14 protein-coding genes and 1 tRNA gene are annotated in these 17,204 nt (G+C 73.1%); 6 read left to right on the top strand and 9 right to left on the bottom strand.

Annotation, left to right across the window (positions count from 1 at the left end; genetic code table 11):
* Positions 1-11: 11 nt before the first annotated feature.
* From ABZ885_RS12005 to ABZ885_RS11985, 5 genes are all read right to left on the bottom strand, one after another.
* On the bottom strand, positions 12-1,391 hold the full coding sequence (locus ABZ885_RS12005; RefSeq protein ID WP_360186733.1) for an HD-GYP domain-containing protein: 1,380 nt from the start codon (positions 1,389-1,391) through the stop codon (positions 12-14).
* A gap of 310 nt (positions 1,392-1,701) precedes the next feature.
* The gene (rsrA, locus tag ABZ885_RS12000) at positions 1,702-2,112 is read right to left on the bottom strand and encodes a mycothiol system anti-sigma-R factor (protein ID WP_360186731.1); all 411 of its coding nucleotides are present in this window, start codon (positions 2,110-2,112) and stop codon (positions 1,702-1,704) included.
* Complete coding sequence (locus ABZ885_RS11995) at positions 2,109-2,747, bottom strand: sigma-70 family RNA polymerase sigma factor (protein WP_045703751.1); 639 nt, start codon at positions 2,745-2,747, stop codon at positions 2,109-2,111. Before ABZ885_RS11995 ends, rsrA begins: the two co-directional genes overlap by 4 nt.
* A gap of 466 nt (positions 2,748-3,213) precedes the next feature.
* A complete protein-coding gene (locus ABZ885_RS11990; RefSeq protein WP_360186729.1) occupies positions 3,214-3,849 on the bottom strand; it encodes an alpha/beta family hydrolase in 636 nt (211 codons plus the stop codon).
* 60 nt (positions 3,850-3,909) lie between these two features.
* On the bottom strand, positions 3,910-4,662 hold the full coding sequence (locus ABZ885_RS11985) for an SOS response-associated peptidase (RefSeq protein WP_360186727.1): 753 nt from the start codon (positions 4,660-4,662) through the stop codon (positions 3,910-3,912).
* Between the two features lie 154 nt (positions 4,663-4,816).
* On the opposite strand from ABZ885_RS11985, the gene ABZ885_RS11980 reads away from it, so the two are divergent.
* From ABZ885_RS11980 to hisN, 5 genes are all read left to right on the top strand, one after another.
* Positions 4,817-5,533 carry a M50 family metallopeptidase gene (locus tag ABZ885_RS11980; protein WP_360186725.1) on the top strand — a complete coding sequence of 239 codons (717 nt, stop codon included), beginning with the start codon at positions 4,817-4,819 and terminating at the stop codon, positions 5,531-5,533.
* Between the two features lie 77 nt (positions 5,534-5,610).
* On the top strand, positions 5,611-6,942 hold the full coding sequence (gene aroA / locus ABZ885_RS11975) for a 3-phosphoshikimate 1-carboxyvinyltransferase (protein ID WP_360186723.1): 1,332 nt from the start codon (positions 5,611-5,613) through the stop codon (positions 6,940-6,942).
* 16 nt (positions 6,943-6,958) lie between these two features.
* A complete protein-coding gene (gene rsgA, locus ABZ885_RS11970; RefSeq protein WP_360186721.1) occupies positions 6,959-8,014 on the top strand; it encodes a ribosome small subunit-dependent GTPase A in 1,056 nt (351 codons plus the stop codon).
* A 119-nt stretch (positions 8,015-8,133) separates the two neighbouring features.
* On the top strand, positions 8,134-8,457 hold the full coding sequence (locus tag ABZ885_RS11965; RefSeq protein WP_360186719.1) for a multidrug efflux SMR transporter: 324 nt from the start codon (positions 8,134-8,136) through the stop codon (positions 8,455-8,457).
* Between the two features lie 79 nt (positions 8,458-8,536).
* A complete protein-coding gene (gene hisN, locus ABZ885_RS11960; RefSeq protein WP_360186717.1) occupies positions 8,537-9,334 on the top strand; it encodes a histidinol-phosphatase in 798 nt (265 codons plus the stop codon).
* Between the two features lie 209 nt (positions 9,335-9,543).
* Here the strand turns inward: hisN and ABZ885_RS11955 are convergent, their stop codons facing one another.
* Positions 9,544-11,022, bottom strand: coding sequence for a catalase (locus tag ABZ885_RS11955; RefSeq protein WP_360186716.1), 1,479 nt, complete (start codon positions 11,020-11,022; stop codon positions 9,544-9,546).
* Positions 11,023-11,126: 104 nt separating this feature from the next.
* Here ABZ885_RS11955 and ABZ885_RS11950 point away from each other — a divergent pair, with 104 nt between their 5' ends.
* Positions 11,127-11,546 carry a Fur family transcriptional regulator gene (locus tag ABZ885_RS11950; protein ID WP_360186714.1) on the top strand — a complete coding sequence of 140 codons (420 nt, stop codon included), beginning with the start codon at positions 11,127-11,129 and terminating at the stop codon, positions 11,544-11,546.
* A 43-nt stretch (positions 11,547-11,589) separates the two neighbouring features.
* Here ABZ885_RS11950 and ABZ885_RS11945 read toward each other — a convergent pair whose 3' ends face one another.
* The 3 genes from ABZ885_RS11945 to ABZ885_RS11935 all read right to left on the bottom strand — a co-directional run bounded on the left by ABZ885_RS11945 (position 11,590) and on the right by ABZ885_RS11935 (position 17,067).
* Positions 11,590-13,569: a sel1 repeat family protein gene (locus tag ABZ885_RS11945; protein WP_360186712.1), complete on the bottom strand. Its 1,980-nt coding sequence runs from the start codon at positions 13,567-13,569 to the stop codon at positions 11,590-11,592.
* A gap of 356 nt (positions 13,570-13,925) precedes the next feature.
* A tRNA-Met gene (locus ABZ885_RS11940) sits at positions 13,926-13,999 on the bottom strand.
* A 56-nt stretch (positions 14,000-14,055) separates the two neighbouring features.
* Positions 14,056-17,067 carry a UPF0182 family protein gene (locus tag ABZ885_RS11935; protein ID WP_360186710.1) on the bottom strand — a complete coding sequence of 1,004 codons (3,012 nt, stop codon included), beginning with the start codon at positions 17,065-17,067 and terminating at the stop codon, positions 14,056-14,058.
* Positions 17,068-17,204: the final 137 nt, after the last annotated feature.

The following is a 17,204-nucleotide window of genomic DNA, read 5'->3' as shown; positions in this document are numbered from 1 at the left end:
GTGGCGGGACTTCACGCGGCACTCTCCTGTCGGCGGACGGCGGCCTTGTCGGTGCGGATGCAGTCTCCGGCCGGCGGCAGCACCGGCTGCCAGTCGTGCACGGCGAGCGCGTCGACCAGCGCCCGGACCATCACCGGGTCGAACTGGCTGCCCGAGCAGCGTTCCAGCTCGGCCACCGCCTCGGTCACCGGCCTGCCGCGCCGGTAGGAGCGGGTGGAGGTCATCGAGTCGAAGGCGTCGGCGACCGAGATGATCCGCGCGAACTCGGGGATCTGCTCGCCCACCAGCCCGCTCGGGTAGCCCCGGCCGTCCATCCGCTCGTGGTGGTGCAGGATCCCGGCGTGCGCCTCGCCGAGGAAGGCGATCCCGCGCACCAGCTCGTACCCGTGCACCGGGTGCACCTCGACGGCCCGCCGTTCGGCCTCGGTGAGGGGACCGTTTCTGCGCAGCAGCTCGGTGGCGACGCCCAGCTTCCCGACGTCGTGCAGGATCCCGGCGAACCGCAGGGTGCGCAGCCGCTCGGGCTCCATGCCGAGCTGACCGGCGATCAGCACCGCGGCCTTGCCGACCCGTTCGCTGTGCCCGCGGGTGTACGCGTCCTTGATCTCGACCGCCTGCACCAGCGCCTGGACGGTGGCCTGGTGGGCGGCCCGTTCGCGGTGCCCCTGCGAGAACACCCAGGCCGAGATGGAGAGCGGCAGCAGCGCCAGCAGCGCCGCGAAGGCCCCGTACGGGCCCTGCCAGAGCACCGCGACCATCAGCCCGCCGGCCGCGTGCACCAGCACCGGCAGGCCGACCGCGGTGGCCGCCGGGCCGCGCAGCACCACCTTCGGCCGCCGGCCCTCGGCCAGCACCAGCATGACGCCCACCAGGGCGCCGTTGACCAGGCAGAAGGCGGCGAGGGCGGCGAACCCGGGCAGCAGCGCGGCCGGGAACCGGGAGCCGAGCAGCAGTTGCGGCCCGGACAGCAGGTGGAAGACCGCCGAGGAGGCGAACGCGGACAGCGCGAGCTGGGCGCCGTTCCACAGCTGACGTCGCCGGCCGCCGGCCCCGGCGGGGCCGACCAGCGCGAGCGGCACCGCGACCAGGGCCGCGGCGGCCGGCGGCAGCATCAGCACCCCGGCGAACAGCACCGGGAAGAAGGAGTTGGCGCACGGCCTGACCGGCGGGCGGGCGGGCGGCTTCGGCCGGCGCAGCAGCATCCGGACCAGCCGCAGGCAGGGCGTGGGCAGGCCCTGGGCGAGCGACTCCCAGCAGGCGTGCAGGAAGGCCAGCAGGCCGACCTTGGGCCAGTCGACGGGGGCGCCGAGCCAGCGCGGCACGCCCAGCGGCGGCAGCGGTGCGGTGAGCAGCGGCAGCAGGCAGCAGAGCGCCGCCACCGGCACGGCCACCAGGTAGCGCGCCGCTGCCGGCGGCAGGTCCTCGTCTCCACTGTTGGTAGCGATCTCGACCTCCCCGCCGTCCTGGCCCGGTCCGCGCTCGGCGTGCCGGGGGTACCGGCCGTGAGCGCCCGTCAGGAGGATAGGGCGCCGTTCCGGCGTGAGGTCGCATGATCGCGGAATGCCGCAGTTGGCGCACCGCCAACTCACTCGATCGAGTGACGGCGCACGCGAGCAGAAAGGGGGCGGCCCCCGGAGCACACGCTCCGGGGGCCGCCCTGGTCCGTCTGACGGGCCGCCCGTGCACGACGGGCGGCGTGGCTCACTCGGCCGGTGCGCCCGCCTCGACCGGCGTGCCGGGCCTGGCCGCCGCCTTGGCGTCCTCGCCGACCGGGGCCTCCCGGCCCTGGTCGGCCGCCTCGCCGTGGACGTCCGCCGTGGCGTCGACGGAGACCACCACCGACTCGCCGGAGCGCTGCCCGGCCCGGATCGAGTCGATCCTGGCCAGCACCTTGCCGCGCAGGTCGGCGGGGGTGTCGTCGCACCCGCAGCAGCGCTTGATCAGCGCCTTGATCGCCTGCTCCAGGCCGTACTTCTCCAGGCACGGCGAGCACTCCTCGAAGTGCACGCGCAACTTGGCGTAGTCGCCCTCGGCCATCTCGTTGTCGAGGAATTCGTAGAGGTGGTCGAGGACCTCGCCACACTCGGTGTCGTGCGGATCGCCGCAGCTCATGAGCCCGAGCCCTTCGCTTCCTGCCCTGCCCCGCTGCCGGCCGGGACGAGCCCGCGCTCACGGGCGTAATCCTCCAGCATGCCGCGCAGCTGACGACGGCCGCGGTGCAGCCGGGACATCACCGTACCGATGGGAGTACCCATGATGTCCGCGATCTCCTTGTACGCAAAGCCCTCGACGTCCGCGAGATAGACGGCGATGCGGAACTCCTCCGGAATGGCCTGGAGGGCGTCCTTCACGTCGCTGTCCGGGAGGTGGTCGAGCGCCTGGGTCTCGGCCGAACGCAGACCGGTCGACATGTGCGACTCGGCCCGGGCCAGCTGCCAGTCCTCGATCTCCTCCGCGGCGGTCCGCTGGGGCTCCCGCTGCTTCTTGCGGTACGAGTTGATGAACGTGTTGGTGAGGATGCGGTACAGCCAGGCCTTGAGGTTCGTGCCCTCACGGAACTGGTGGAAGGACGCGTACGCCTTGGCGAACGCCTCCTGGAGCAGGTCCTCCGCGTCGGCCGGGTTGCGCGTCATCCGCAGCGCGGCCGAGTACATCGGATCCAGGTAGCCCAGGGCGTCGCGCTCGAAGCGCTCCCGTCGGGCCTCCTCGCTCTCCTCCGCGGACACCCGGAAGGTGTCCTCACCGATCGCCTCGGCCAGCTCCTCACCGGTGAGCGCCTCGCCCGTGGGCAGGCTCTCCTCCGGGCCCCGGCCCGGCTCGGCCTCGTGCTCGGTCCCGACGACCGGACCCACCTCCTCGGCATGGCGGGCACGGCCCACCGCGGGCTGCCCCGAAATGGAGGATATCGGGCTGACGGGCTTCTCGCCCGCGACAAGCCAGTCCGACCAAGCAGGGGCGAAGGCCGTGGCGGCCTCGCGCTCCTCCGGCCGCTCGGGGCACGCGATCGAACCCATCTGTGCTGCCTTCCACCCGGGACTCAAGCTGACGAGGGTGTCAACCACGCCGACCGCGCCCGCATTCCCGCCCCGCGGCCGCTTTTCACTCGCCCGGGTGAGCGGGCCCCCGAGCGGCCCGGCAAGCACCCGGCGAGCGGCCCGGCGAGCACCCGGCGTGCGGCCCGGCGAGCACCCGGGCCCCGGGCCTCCCGGCGGCTCAGACCAGCCCGAGCACCCAGTCCCCGACCGCCCCGGTGATCAGCTCCAGCACCTCGTCCTGCCCCACCGGCGCCCGCTTCGGCACCTCGAAACCGTGGCTCCCGTACGGCACCGGCACCAGCGTGTGCCCGGCCGGCAGCGCCGGGAACTCGTCCGGGCCGCCGAAGGGGTCGGCCGCACTCTGCACCACCAGCGTCGGCAGCCCCGACTCCAGCAGCTCCTCCGCCCGGCTCTTCTCCGGCTTGCCCGGGGGGTGCAGCGGGAAGGCCAGCGCCACCACCCCGGCCGCCCCGGTCGCCGCACCGGTCCGGCAGGCCACCCGGGCCCCGGCGCTGCGCCCGCCGACCACCAGCGGCAGCCCCTCCCCGGCCAGCCGCTCGGCGACCGGCGTCCAGCCCGTGTCCAGCGTCCGCGGCGCCGGCCCGAGCCGCTTCCCCGCGACCCGCCAGGGCTGCTCGACCAGTGCCACGGTGATCCCCCGGGCGGGCAGCGCCGCGGCCAGCGCCACCAGGTCGCGCGCCCCGGTCCCGCCGCCGGCGCCGTGCCCGAGCGCCAGCACCACCTTCGGCGCGGCCGCGCGGTTCCGGGTGATCCGGGCGTCCCCGGCCGGGGTCGGTACGAGTTCGGTGGTCATCGGGCGCTCCGGAGCGTGAGGTGAGGACGTGGAGTAAGAGGAGAGGGGTGGGTTCAGGCCTCAGAACAGCGTGGTCGCGTGCTCGGCCTCGTCCCACAGCCGGGTCAGCTCGGGCCCGTTGTTGCGGATGCTGCCGACCGCCGGGGAGACCGGGGTGGCCCGCAGCGCGCCCGGCGGCGGGGGTATCAGCAGCCGGCGCAGCTCGTCCGGTTCGCTCAGCCCCGGGTCCAGCCAGTCGTCGAAGGAGTCCCGGTCCAGGAAGAGCGGCATCCGCTCGTGGATCGGCGCGAGAAGCTCCTCGGCCTCGGTGGTGACGATCGTGAAGGTCACCAGCCAGGCCTCTGGGTGCCCGGCCGGCACCGTCCGGTCGCGCCAGAACTCGTACAGCCCGGCCAGCGCGAGCGGGACGCCGTCGGCCCGGGAGACGAAGAACGGCTTCTTCCGCGGCCTGCCGCGCTCGCCCGGCAGCGTCTGCCACTCGTAGTAGCCGTCGATCGGCAGGATGCACCGCCGGGACGCGAAGGCCTGCCGGTACGAGGGCTTCTCGTGCACGGTGTCCGACCGGGCGTTGATCATCTTCACCGCCGTCTCCGGCGACTTCGCCCACGCCGGGACCAGGCCCCAGCGCAGCACCCGCAGCTGCCGCACCGGCGCGGACTCCCCCTTCGGCACCCGGTCCAGCACGACGAAGGCGCGCTCGGTCGGGGCGACGTTCCAGCTGGGCGCCAGCGTCTCGGCCGGGTCCCACAACCGGACGCCGAAGAGATCGACGAGGTCCTCGGGCTTGCTGCTGGAGGCGAAGCGACCGCACATGACGTCAGCTTGCCACGCACCCCCTTCTCACCACTTCCTCATCCCACGGAACGAACCGCCCCCTCCCGCCCGGCCGTCCCCGCATGGGAGGCTGCCACCCCGGCCGCCACCCGGCGGCCGCCCCGGCCCGGGCGAACGGAGGCGGAGAGCGGACATGGACGCACAGAGCATCGGCGAGGTGTGGGACCGGGTCACCGGCACCCAGCCCGCCCCGCCCGGCTGGCTCGCCCTCGCCACCGGCGCCGCCGCCCTGATCCTGGTGACCGTCCGGCCGGTCTGGCGGATCAGCCGCAACGCGGTCACCATCGCCCACGAGGGCGGCCACGGCCTGGCCGCCCGGCTCACCGGGCGCAGACTGGCCGGCATCCGGCTGCACTCCGACACCTCCGGCCTCACCCTCTCCTACGGGCACCCCACCGGCCCCGGCATGGTGCTCACCGCCGCGGCCGGCTACACCACCCCGGCCCTGCTCGGCCTCGGCTGCGCCGCGCTGCTCGCCGCCGGCCGGCTCACCCTGCTGCTCTGGCTGGCCATCGCCCTGCTGCTGGCCCTGCTGGTCCGGATCCGCAACGCCTTCGGCCTCTTCTCCGTCCTGCTGACCGGCGCCGCGTTCTTCCTGGTCTCCTGGTTCGGCAGCACCGAGCTGCAGGCCGGCTTCGCCTACCTCGCCGGCTGGTTCCTACTGCTCGGCGCCGTCCGGCCGGTCCTGGAGCTGCAGCACCAGCGCCGCCGCGGCCAGGCCCAGGACTCCGACGCCGACCAGCTGGCCCGGCTCACCGGCGTCCCCGGCCTCGCCTGGATCACGCTCTTCCTGGTCGTCGCACTGGTCTGCCTGGCCATCGGCGCGAGCTGGCTGCTCCGCCCGCTCTGAACCTCCCCCGGACCTCCCCCGTCCCGCCATCCGGCCACCGGCGGGGACAGTTCCCGTACGGCCCCTAAACTTGCTGCATGACCGAGACCCTGTGGCCCGCCCCCGTCGCGACCACCCCCGTTGACGCCACCGTCACCATCCCCGGCTCCAAGTCGGTCACCAACCGGGCCCTGGTGCTGGCGGCACTCGCCGACGAGCCCGGCTGGGTGCGGCGCCCGCTGCGCAGCCGCGACTCGCAGCTGATGGCCGACGGCCTGCGCGCCCTGGGCGTCGGCATCGAGGAGCAGGTCAACAACGACACCGGCGGCACCGGCGGCGGCGAGGCCTGGCGGGTCATCCCCGCGCCCGCCCTGCGCGGCCCGGCCTCGATCGACGTCGGCAACGCCGGAACGGTCATGCGCTTCCTCCCCCCGCTCGCCGTCCTGGCCGACGGCCCGGTGCACTTCGACGGCGACCCGCGCAGCTACGAGCGCCCCCAGCACGGCGTGATCAACGCGCTGCGCGCGCTCGGCGCCCGGATCGACGACGGCGGCCGCGGCGCCTTCCCGCTCACCGTGCACGGCACCGGCGCGCTGGACGGCGGCCCGGTCGAGCTGGACGCCTCGTCCTCCTCCCAGTTCGTCTCCGCCCTGCTGCTCTCCGGCGCCCGCTACAACCAGGGCGTCGAGGTCCGCCACGTCGGCGGCCCGGTGCCCTCGCTGCCGCACATCCGGATGACGGTCGAGATGCTGCGGCTGGCCGGCGTCCAGGTCGACGCCCCCGAGGACGGCGGCGAGAAGGACGTCTGGCGGGTCACCCCCGGCGCCCTGATCGGCCGCGACATGGTGGTCGAGCCGGACCTCTCCAACGCCGCGCCGTTCTTCGCCGCCGCGCTGGTCACCGGCGGCCGGGTCACCGTCCGCGACTGGCCGAAGCACACCACCCAGCCCGGCGACCAGCTGCGCGACATCTACACGCAGATGGGCGGCGTCTGCGCGTTCACCGACGAGGGCCTGCAGTTCACCGGCACCGGCCGGATCCACGGCATCGAAGCGGACCTGCACGACGTCGGCGAGCTCACCCCGGTGATCGCCGCCGTCGCCGCGCTCGCCGACTCCGAGTCCCACCTCTACGGCATCGCCCACCTGCGGCTGCACGAGACCGACCGGCTCGCCGCGCTCGCCAAGGAGATCAACGACCTCGGCGGCGACGTCACCGAGACCGAGGACGGCCTGCGGATCCGCCCGCGCACGCTGCACGGCGGCGTCTTCCACACCTACGAGGACCACCGCCTGGCCACCGCGGCCGCCGTGATCGGCCTGGCGGTCGACGGCGTCCGGGTGGAGAACGTGGCCACCACCGCCAAGACCCTGCCGGACTTCCCCAGGATGTGGGACGAGCTGCTCACCGGAGCGGTGGCGGGCGGCTGAGCGGGAGACTGGGGACATGCGCCGCTACGGCAAGGACGCCGACGAGGACGACATCCGCAACCGCCCCGCACGCCGGGGCTCCCGGCCGCGGACGCGGATCCGGCCCAAGCACGAGGACGCGGCCGAGGCGATGGTGCTCACCGTCGACCGCGGCCGGCTGACCTGCCTGGTCGACGCCGGGACGAAGCAGGAACGCGAGATCGTCGCCATGAAGGCCCGCGAGCTGGGCCGCAAGGGCGTCGTCGTGGGCGACATCGTCAACATCGTCGGCGACCTCTCCGGGGACGCCGACACGCTGGCCCGGATCGTCCGGGTCGAGGAGCGCAGCTCCGTCCTGCGGCGCACCGCGGACGACGACGACCCGTACGAGCGGATCGTCGTCGCCAACGCCGAGCAGCTCGCCATCGTCACCGCGCTGGCCGACCCGGAGCCCCGGCCCCGGCTGATCGACCGCTGCCTGGTGGCGGCGTACGACGCCGGCATGGAGCCGCTGCTGGTGCTCACCAAGTCCGACCTGGCCCCGGCCGCGCCGCTGCTGGAGGCCTACGCCCCGCTCGGCATCGCCTACGTGGTGACCAGCCGGGACGAGCTGGCCACCGCCGGGGCCGAGGCGGTCCGCGCGTACCTGCGCGGCCGTTCGACGGTGTTCATCGGCCACTCCGGCGTCGGCAAGACCACCCTGGTCAACTCCCTGGTGCCGGACCGCCAGCGGCAGACCGGGCACGTCAACGCGGTGACCGGCCGCGGCCGGCACACCACCGTCTCGGCGCTGGCGCTGCGGCTGCCGCCGCCCCCGGGCGTCAAGCCGGGCTCGAAGAAGGCGCTCGACCCGGGCTGGGTGATCGACACCCCGGGGTTCCGCTCCTTCGGCCTCTCGCACATCGACCCGTCCCGGGTCATCCACGCCTTCCCCGACCTGGAGCCGGGCACCGCCGACTGCCCGCGCGCGTGCAGCCACGACGAGCCGGACTGTGCGCTGGACGCCTGGGTCGCGGACGGCCACGCCGAGCAGCCCCGGCTGTACTCGCTGCGCCGGCTGCTGGCCAGCAAGGAGACCCGCGAGGGCGACTGACGGCGGACGGGCCCTCCGGTTTCCGCACGTTCGAGGTGTCGGAGCGGCCCGGCCTGGTGATCATAGGAAGGTCGGGCCGGACCGCGGCCCGTCCCCTCGATCGACAGGGAGAGCACGCGATGGCATGGGCCCTGGTGATCCTGGCCGGCCTGCTGGAGACCGGCTTCGCGATCAACCTCAAGCTCAGCGAGGGGTTCACCAAGCTCTGGCCCACCATCAGCTTCTGCGTCTTCGCCCTCAGCAGCTTCGGGCTGCTCACCCTCTCCCTGAAGAGCCTGCCGGTCGGCCCCGCGTACGCGGTCTGGACCGGCATCGGCGCGGCCGGCACCGCGATCTACGGCATGATCTTCCTGGACGAGTCCACCTCGGTGCTCAAACTGGTGTCGATCTCCCTGGTGATCGCCGGTGTGATCGGCCTCCAGCTGAGCGGCTCCGCCCACTGAGGAAAACCCGTCCGGCCGGGCCGTCCCGCTCCGCGAGCCCGACTGTCCCGATCGGGGCACGCTCGCTAGGGTCTTGGGCATGGCCGACTACCACGACGACCTCCGACTCGCCCACGTCCTCGCCGACTCGGCCGACTCGGTCACCCTGGAGCGCTTCCGCGCGCTCGACCTGAAGGTCGAGACCAAGCCCGACCTCACCCCCGTGAGCGACGCCGACAAGGCCGCCGAGGAGCTGGTGCGCGGGGTGCTGCAGCGCGCCCGGCCGCGCGACGCGGTGCTCGGCGAGGAGTTCGGCCTGCAGGGCTCCGGCCCGCGCCGCTGGGTGATCGACCCGATCGACGGCACCAAGAACTACATCCGCGGCGTCCCGGTCTGGGCCACCCTGATCGCGCTGCTGGAGGACGGCCCGGACGGCGTCGAGCGCCCGGTGGTCGGCATCGTCTCCGCCCCCGCGCTGAACCGCCGCTGGTGGGCGGCCAAGGACCTCGGCGCCTTCGCCGGGCGCAGCCTGGCCAAGGCAAGCCGGATCCACGTCTCCGGGGTCTCCCGGATCGAGGACGCCTCGTTCTCCTACTCCTCGCTCTCCGGCTGGGAGGACCGCGGCCGGCTCGACCCGTTCCTGGACCTCACCCGGGCCTGCTGGCGCACCCGCGCCTACGGCGACTTCTGGTCGTACATGATGGTCGCCGAGGGCGCGGTGGACATCGCCGCCGAGCCCGAGCTCTCGCTCTGGGACATGGCCGCGAACTGCATCATCGTCGAGGAGGCCGGCGGCCGCTTCACCGGCCTGGACGGCGTTCCCGGCCCGGGCGGCGCCGACGCGGTCGCCTCCAACGGCCTGCTGCACGAGGAGACCCTCCGCCGCCTGAGCGTCTGAGCCGCCGCCTGACTCCGCCCCGAGCCGAAGGGGCGCGCCGGTGCCGAAAGGGAGAAGCGAGGACCCTGAGGGACGAAGGGCGTTGGAGCGCCGACCGTCGGCAACGGACCCGAGCGTCCCGGAGGCGAGTGGGCGAGTAATGGGTGCGGGCCCGGTGACCAGTCCTCTGGTCACCGGGCCCGCTGCTTTCGGGTACCGCCGCGGCGCTGCTACTGCTGCTTGCGCAGCTCCCGCACCGCCGCCTCCAGGCGCCGGCCGTAGTCGGCGTCGGCCTTGCGGAAGTTCTCGACCGCCCGCTCGACGATGTCGTCGCGGTCCGCCGAGACCTTGGCGATGAAGCCGGCCAGGTTGGCGATCAGCCGCTGCTTCTCGTCCTCGCCGAACAGCCGGTACAGGTTGCCGGCCTGCACGAAGTCGTTGTCCTCGGCGTGCGAGGGCGCCTCGTGGGTGCCGGTGGCACCGGTGACCGGGGTGGCCGCCCAGAGCGGACGGCCGGTCTGCACCGGGCCGCCGAAGCTGTTCGGCTCGTAGTTCTTCTGGCGGCCGTGCCGGCCGTCGTACAGGTGGCCGTCCCGGCTGTTGGTGCGCGCCTCGGTGGCGTGCGGGCGGTTCACCGGCAGGTGGTCGGCGTTGATGCCGACGCGGTAGCGGTGGGCGTCCGCGTACGCGAACAGGCGGCCCTGCAGCATCTTGTCCGGGGACGGGCCGATGCCGGGCACGAAGTGCGCCGGGGAGAAAATCGACTGCTCGACCTCGGCGAAGACGTTCTCCGGGTTGCGGTTCAGCTCCAGCTTGCCGATCTCGATCGGCGGGTAGTCCGCGTGCGGCCAGACCTTGGTCAGGTCGAACGGGTTGAAGCGGTAGGCCGCCGCGTCCGCCGCCGGCATGATCTGGACCTGCACCGTCCAGCTCGGGAACTCGCCGCGCTCGATCGCCTCGCGCAGGTCGCGCTGGTGGCTGTCCGGGTCCTCGCCGGCGAGCTTGTTGGCCTCGTCCTGGGTGAGGTTCCTGATGCCCTGGTCGGTCTTGAAGTGGTACTTGACCCAGAAGTACTCGCCGGCCTCGTTCTGCCACTGGTAGGTGTGCGAGCCGTAGCCGTTGAGGTGGCGGTAGGAGGCCGGGATGCCGCGGTCGCCGAACAGCCAGGTCACCTGGTGGGTCGACTCGGGCGACAGGCCCCAGAAGTCCCAGACGTTGTCCGCCTCCTGCGAGCCGGTGTACGGGTCCCGCTTCTGGGTGTGGATGAAGTCCGGGAACTTGATGGCGTCCTTGATGAAGAACACCGGGGTGTTGTTGCCGACGAGGTCGTAGTTGCCCTCCTCGGTGTAGAACTTCAGCGCGAAGCCGCGCGGGTCGCGGACGGCGTCGGCCGAGCCGAGGTTGCCGGCCACGGTGGAGAACCGCAGGAAGGTCTCGGTCTGCTTGCCGACCTCGGAGAGGAACGCGGCCCGGGTGTAGGCGGTGACGTCGGCGGTCACCGTGAAGGTGCCGTACGCCGCCGCGCCGCGGGCGTGCACGACGCGCTCCGGGATGCGCTCGCGGTTGAAGTGCGCGAGCTTCTCGAACAGCAGCTGGTCCTGGATCAGCGACGGACCACCGGCACCGGCCGTCTCGGTGTTCTGGTTGTCGGCGACGGGGGCACCCGCCTCCGTGGTCAGGGTGGGGCGCAGCTCGTCCTGGGTAGTCATAGGGGTGCCTCCGCGTGATCCGGTCGTGACAGACTCGATCCTAACTTGGACTTTGTCTAAGTCAACACTGGAACCAATCTCGGAGCTTCACTTACCCTGTCCCCATGAACGACCTGCTGGAACGACTTCGCGGACGTGGGTGGCGGCTGACCTCGCAGCGCCGGGTCGTGGCCGAGGTCCTGGACGGGGAACACGTCCACCTCACCGCGGACGAGGTGCACGCCCGCGCCGTGGAGCGCCTGCCCGAGATCAGCCGCGCGACGGTCTACAACACGCTCGGCGAGCTGGTCGGCCTCGGCGAGGTCCTGGAGGTCGCCACCGACGGCCGGGCCAAGCGCTACGACCCCAACGCGCACCACGCCCACCAGCACCTGGTCTGCTCGGGCTGCGGCGCGATCCGCGACGTCCACCCGCTGGGCGACCCGCTGGCCGCGCTGCCCGCCGCCGAGCGGTTCGGCTTCACCGTCTCCGGCGCCGAGATCACCTACCGCGGCCTCTGTCCGGACTGCGCGAACAGACCCTGACCCCCCGTCACGCCCTTGCGCAGGACGCGCGGCGGGCGGGGGGTTACGCGCTCAGCTCCGCGTGCAGCGCGCCCAGCAGCCGGCCGGCCCGCTCCGCGACCTCGGCCGGACCGTAGTCGGCGGCCCGCCGGCACCAGTTCTCCGCCTGCACCGGCTCGCCGCGGCGCAGCGCCAGCAGCGCGAGCCGCAGCGCCGCCCGGCCGTGGCCCGCGTCGGCGGCCAGGGTGTACCAGAGCATCGCCTCGGCCTCGCTGTCCTGCCGGGCCAGCAGCAGCCCGAGGTTGAACGCCGCACTGCGGCTGCCCGCCTCGGCCGCCCGCCGGTACCAGCTCTCCGCGATCTCCAGCGCCCCGCGCTCCGCCGCCCGCACGCCCATCCGCACCTGCGCGCGCCGGTGGCCGGCGTCCGCCGCCACCGCGTACCAGTGCTCGGCCTCCTGGTCGGCGTCGCCGCGCCGGTCCAGCACCGAGGCCAGCCGGAACGCGCCCTCCGCCGAACCGCCCGCGGCCGCCTGCCGGTAGCGCTCCAGCGCACCCGCGAGGTTCCCGCGCTGCTCCTGCGCCACCGCCAGCTGGAGCGCCGCCTCGCCGTGCCCCTCGGCGGCGGCGCGCGCGTACCACTCCTGCGCCTGCCGCTGCTCGCCGCGCCCGGCGTGCAGGACGCCCAGGTTGAAGGCGCCGTCCACGCTGCCGGCCTCGGCGGCCTTGGAGAACCACGGCTCGGCGCCGGACTCGTCACCGCGCTGGAGCAGCACCACGGCCAGCGCGTTGCAGGCCTCCCGGTGCCCGGCGTACGCGGCGCGGCGGTACCACTGTTCGGCCTGCTGGTCGCGGCCGGCGCCGGCGCAGAGCAGGCCCAGGTTGAAGGCGCCGTTCTGGTCGCCGGCGTCCAGCGCGCTGCGGTACCAGCGTTCGGCCACGGCGGACTCGCCGCGGGAGGCGTGCAGCGCGCCCAGCGCGTTGGCGGCGTTGCCGTCACCGGCCTCGGCGGCCTCCTGCCACCACCCGGCGGCGGCGGAGAGGTCCCCGGAGTCGCGTAGCAGGAAGCCCAGGGCGCAGGCGGCCCGCGGCTCGCCGTTCTGGGCCGACTGCCGGTACCAGCGGGCGGCCTCGTCCAGCAGCGGCTGGTCGCCGCCGGCCCGCTCCTCCAGCAGCACGCCGAGGCGCAGCGCCGCCCGGGCGTGGCTGCGGGCGGCCGCGATCCGGTACCAGGCCTCGGCCGTCTCCTTGTCCCCCGCGGCCTCGCGCATCCGGGCCAGCCGGTAGGCGGCCTCGCGGTGCCCGGCGTCGGCGGACACCTTGAACCAGCGCTCGGCGCGCACGTCGCGCCGGTGCTCCATCAGGTCGCCCAGCGCGTAGGCGCCGAGCGGGTGGCCGTGGTCGGCGGCGAAGTGCAGCCAGTACTCGGCGGCCTCCTCCTCGCCCTGGTCGCGGAGCTGGAGGCCGAGCGCGTGCGCGGCGGGCGCGCTGCCGGCCACCGCGGCCTGCCGCCACCACTGCGCGGCCTCGGCCCGGTGGCCCTGCTGGTGCAGCAGCACCCCGAGGTTGTTGGCGGCGGCGCGCAGCCCGGCGGCGGCGGCGCTGCGCAGGTACGGCTCGGCGTCCTCCAGGTCGCCGCGGCGCAGCAGCAGGGTGCCGAGCCGACTGGCGGCTTCGGCGTCGCCGTCGTCGGCGGCCTGCCGGTGCCGGGACTCCAGGGCGGCCTGCTCACGGGCGGCCAGGGCGGTCTCGAAGCTGGCCGGGTCGAAGCCCGCGTCGTCGTAGGCCGCCGGGCCGCCGTCCTCCCCGTCGGCGGGCTCGGTCATGGCCCCGTACGGGCCGATGGCGGCGGAGAAGTGGCGGGCGGAGACGTGCACCAGGCTGTCGGGGCCGTAGCCTCCGGGCCGGCGCTCGGTCAGGCCGCTGGTGCGCTGGGCGGGCAGTGCGCCGGGGTGGTTCTCCGGGCTCTCCGCCCAGGCATCGGTGTCCGCCTCGGTGGTCGCCGCGGGCTTGGCTCCTGGCCCGTTCCTGCCGATCAGCCTCATGCCGACTCCCGCTCCCCCAGAGTGTCGCGGCACCCGCCCCCGGCCTGCGGCCGGGAAGACCACCGGGGAACGTGCCGGATCGGACGGCCGGTCAGCAGCCGCGCACCATCCCCCGTGTGTCCCATCGTCGCATCACCCGCTACCCGCGTACACCTGCCCCGGCCGATTTCGGCGGGGCGGACCCGAAGCCGACGAAATTGCTTCGGCGCTTTGTCGATTTCCCGACAGTTCGGCCTCACAAACCCCGCTGCCGGCGTCCTTGGCGACGGTCGATAGTACCGGAGCGGACCCACGAACCCCCGGGAGAAAACGCCAGAGGCCCGGAGGATGATCCTCCGGGCCTCTGGGCTACTGAGTAGCGGGGACAGGATTTGAACCTGCGACCTCTGGGTTATGAGCCCAGCGAGCTACCGAGCTGCTCCACCCCGCGTCGGTGAACCAACCATAGCACGGGTGCGGGGTGGAACAGGAATCCGTTCACGCTGCTCAGGGGCTCGCGGTGGGCGACCCCGTCGGTGCGGCGGTGGGTGAGGCGGCCGGCGTGCCCGCCGGCGCCGGGGTGGCCGCCGGCGCGAGGCCGGCCTTCTGCTGGGCCGCGGCCAGTGCCTTGACCGCCTCGCTCTGGGCCTTCTGCGCCTGGCCGAGGGCCACCCAGTCGCCCGCCCTGGCCGCGTTGTCGACGTCGTTCTGCGCCTTCAGCACGTCCGCGATCGCCTTCTGCAGCTCGGGCGTGACGGTGCCGCCCGGCGCCGGGGTGGCCGGGTTCGCGGGCGTGGGCGTGGTCGGCGTCGTGGGCGTGGTCGGGGTGGTCTGGCCGGTGCCGGGCGCCGTCGGCGTGACCGGTGCGCCGGCCACCGCGCCGCCGAGGACCTTGGCCAGGGCCTTCTCCAGGTTGTCCTCGACCGCGACCACCGCGTTCTCGTTGCCGTAGGTGGCCAGCACCTTCTTCAGCACCGGCACCTTGGCGCCGCGCGCGATCAGGTAGACCGGCTCGACGTTGAGCAGGCCGCCGCCGACCGGCAGGGTCAGCAGGTTGCCGTACTCGATGTCGGAGTCGGTGCCGGTCTTCAGCAGGGTGAGCTGGTTGGCCACCAGCGGGTCCGAGTTGAACTTCGCCTGCACCTGCTTCGCGCCGAGCGCCCGGGAGTCGGTCTCCATCTTGGCGATCCGGATCCTCCCGTAGTCCGGGCCCGGGTCGGCGCTGACCGACATGAAGGCGGCCAGGTTGTCGCGCCCGCTCGGCGTGAACGACGTGGTCAGCGAGAAGCTCGCGGCGTTCGCCTCGGGCATCCGGACCGTCAGGTAGTACGGCGGCTGGACCTCGTTGGTGTTGGTGGTCGGGTCCGCCGGCACCTGCCAGATGTCGGTGCCGTTGAAGAAGCCTCCGGCGTCGGTCATGTGGTACTCGGCGAGCAGGTCGCGCTGCACCTTGAACATGTCCTGCGGGTACCGCAGGTGCGGCATCAGCGTGTCCGGGATCTCGGCCTTCGCCTTGACGGTGTCCGGGAACGCCTTCATCCAGGTCTTCAGCACCGGGTCGTTCTCGTCCCACTGGTAGAGCGTCACCTCGCCGGTGTACGCGTCCACGGTGGCCTTGACCGAGTTGCGGATGTAGTTGACCTGGTTGGCGGCGGTCAGCAGCTCACCGCGCTGGTTGGTCAGCGAGTCCTTGGTGACGTCGCCCAGCGTCGTCTTGGACGAGAACGGGTAGCCGTCCGATGTGGTGTAGCCGTCCAGCACCCAGACCACCTTGCCCGGCCGGCCGTTCGGGCCCGCCTGCACCACCGGGTACGGGTCGGCGTCGATCGACAGCCACGGCGCGACCTTCTCCACCCGCTCCTTGGGGGTGCGGTCGTAGATGATCTTCGCGCCGTCCTTGATCGCGCTGGAGTAGAGGATCTGCGGCTCCTTGAACTTCACCGCGTACGCGGCCCGGGTGAGCGGGTTGCCCAGCCCGACGCCGCTGTCCCCGTCGTAGGTGGAGTGCACCGGGGCGCCGTCCTCGGCGGTGTAGTCGATGTCCTGGTAGCCGCCGCCGACGATCGAGTAGGTGGTGGTCTTCTCGCCGTAGTAGACCCGCTGCTGGTACGGGCCGAACGCGCCCTTGGTGGGCAGCGCGGACTCGGTGTAGACCGGGTTGCCGTTGCCGTCCACCTGGTTGCCCTTGGCCGCGATCACGCCGTAGCCGTGGGTGTAGTTGAAGTGGTCGTTGATCCAGTTCCGCTGGATGCCGTTGAGGTCCAGCTCACGCACGCCCAGCACGGTGTCCTGGGCGCCGTAGCGGTCCACGTCCAGCGACTTCGGGAAGGCGTAGTACTTCCGCAGCGCCTCGTTCTGCTGGAAGGTCGGGCCGACCACGTTCGGGTCCAGCAGCCGGATGTCCGTGATGGTCTGCGCGTCCGGCTTCAGCGCGTCCGCGTTGGTCGCGTTCGCCGGGCTGTACGAGGTGACCTGGCTGTCCGCGATCCCGTACGCCTTGCGCGTCGCGTCGATGTTCTTCTGGATGTACGGCGTCTCCTTGGCCTGCTCGTTCGGCTTGACCTGGAACTGCTGCACGATGGCCGGGTACACCCCGCCGATCAGCACCGCCGACAGCACCATCAGCCCGAGGCCGATCAGGGCCGGGGCCCAGGTGCGGCGGACCGGGGTCAGGAAGAACAGCACGGCGCAGATGATCGCGACGAAGAACAGGATGGTCTTGGCCGGCAGGAACGCGTTGGCGTCCACGTAGCGCAGCCCGGTCCAGCCGCTGACGCCCTTGTACGAGCCGGTCTTCACCGCCAGCGCGTACCGGTCCAGCCAGTAGGCCGCCGCCTTGAGCAGCACGAACACGCCGAGCAGCACCGCCAGGTGGCCCTGCGCGCCGGCACTGGCCCGGCGGCCCGGGCCCTGCAGCCGCAGGCCCCCGTACAGGTAGTGGACCAGCACCGAGGTCAGCAGCGAGACGATCACCGCGCTGAACGCGAAGCCCAGCAGGAACTCGTAGAACGGCAGCTCGAAGGCGTAGAAGGAGACGTCCATGCCGAACTGCGCGTCCTTGACGCCGAACGGCGTCCCGTTGGTCCACAGCAGCCAGGTCCGCCACTGGCCCGACGCCGCCGCGCCGGCCACCAGGCCGATCACCAGCGAGATCCCGATCAGCGCCCAGCGCTTGAACGGCGCCAGCCCGGCCCGGTAGCGGTCCAGGCTCTGCTGCTCGACCGACATCGCCGACAGCGGCGGCCGCAGCCGGTGCGCCAGCCAGACGTTGAGGCCGACGACCACCGCCATCGCAAGGCCGAAGACCGCGAACAGGCCGACCTTCGTCCACAGCTGGGTGGTGAACACCGAGGAGTAGTGGACCGACTTGAACCAGAGCCAGTCCGTCCAGAACCCGGCGAACATGACGAACAGCAGGAACAGCACCGCGAGCACGCCCAGGGTCAGCAGCGCCACCCGCGCGCGCCGGGAGGGCGGGCCCACCCTCCGCCGGAAACCCGGCTCTGAGCGTTCGGGCATCTGGAACACCACGGTGGCACCTCGGCTGTGTCGTCTGGAGTCGGTCGGTCGTCAGTGCAACTAAACCAGGCTTCGGCCGAGTTCCCACCGTTAGCAGACGGTTACTCCCGCCCGCCCCGGCCCCGCGGACACGGCCC

This window comes from Kitasatospora sp. NPDC047058, from assembly GCF_040643935.1.
Lineage (GTDB): Bacteria > Actinomycetota > Actinomycetes > Streptomycetales > Streptomycetaceae > Kitasatospora.
Note: the sequence above shows the minus strand (reverse complement) of the source record. Positions and strands in the feature narration are given on the sequence as shown.

What these genes read in the sequence shown, in the direction of transcription:
- ABZ885_RS11990 (WP_360186729.1), bottom strand. Translation starts at nt 3,849, where the DNA reads ATGACCACCGAACTCGTACCGACCCCGGCCGGGGACGCCCGGATCACC.
- ABZ885_RS11935 (WP_360186710.1), bottom strand. Translation starts at nt 17,067, where the DNA reads ATGCCCGAACGCTCAGAGCCGGGTTTCCGGCGGAGGGTGGGCCCGCCC.
- ABZ885_RS11980 (WP_360186725.1), top strand. Translation starts at nt 4,817, where the DNA reads ATGGACGCACAGAGCATCGGCGAGGTGTGGGACCGGGTCACCGGCACC.
- ABZ885_RS11950 (WP_360186714.1), top strand. Translation starts at nt 11,127, where the DNA reads ATGAACGACCTGCTGGAACGACTTCGCGGACGTGGGTGGCGGCTGACC.
- ABZ885_RS11955 (WP_360186716.1), bottom strand. Translation starts at nt 11,022, where the DNA reads ATGACTACCCAGGACGAGCTGCGCCCCACCCTGACCACGGAGGCGGGT.
- rsgA (WP_360186721.1), top strand. Translation starts at nt 6,959, where the DNA reads ATGCGCCGCTACGGCAAGGACGCCGACGAGGACGACATCCGCAACCGC.
- ABZ885_RS11985 (WP_360186727.1), bottom strand. Translation starts at nt 4,662, where the DNA reads ATGTGCGGTCGCTTCGCCTCCAGCAGCAAGCCCGAGGACCTCGTCGAT.
- ABZ885_RS11965 (WP_360186719.1), top strand. Translation starts at nt 8,134, where the DNA reads ATGGCATGGGCCCTGGTGATCCTGGCCGGCCTGCTGGAGACCGGCTTC.
- aroA (WP_360186723.1), top strand. Translation starts at nt 5,611, where the DNA reads ATGACCGAGACCCTGTGGCCCGCCCCCGTCGCGACCACCCCCGTTGAC.
- ABZ885_RS11945 (WP_360186712.1), bottom strand. Translation starts at nt 13,569, where the DNA reads ATGAGGCTGATCGGCAGGAACGGGCCAGGAGCCAAGCCCGCGGCGACC.
- rsrA (WP_360186731.1), bottom strand. Translation starts at nt 2,112, where the DNA reads ATGAGCTGCGGCGATCCGCACGACACCGAGTGTGGCGAGGTCCTCGAC.
- hisN (WP_360186717.1), top strand. Translation starts at nt 8,537, where the DNA reads ATGGCCGACTACCACGACGACCTCCGACTCGCCCACGTCCTCGCCGAC.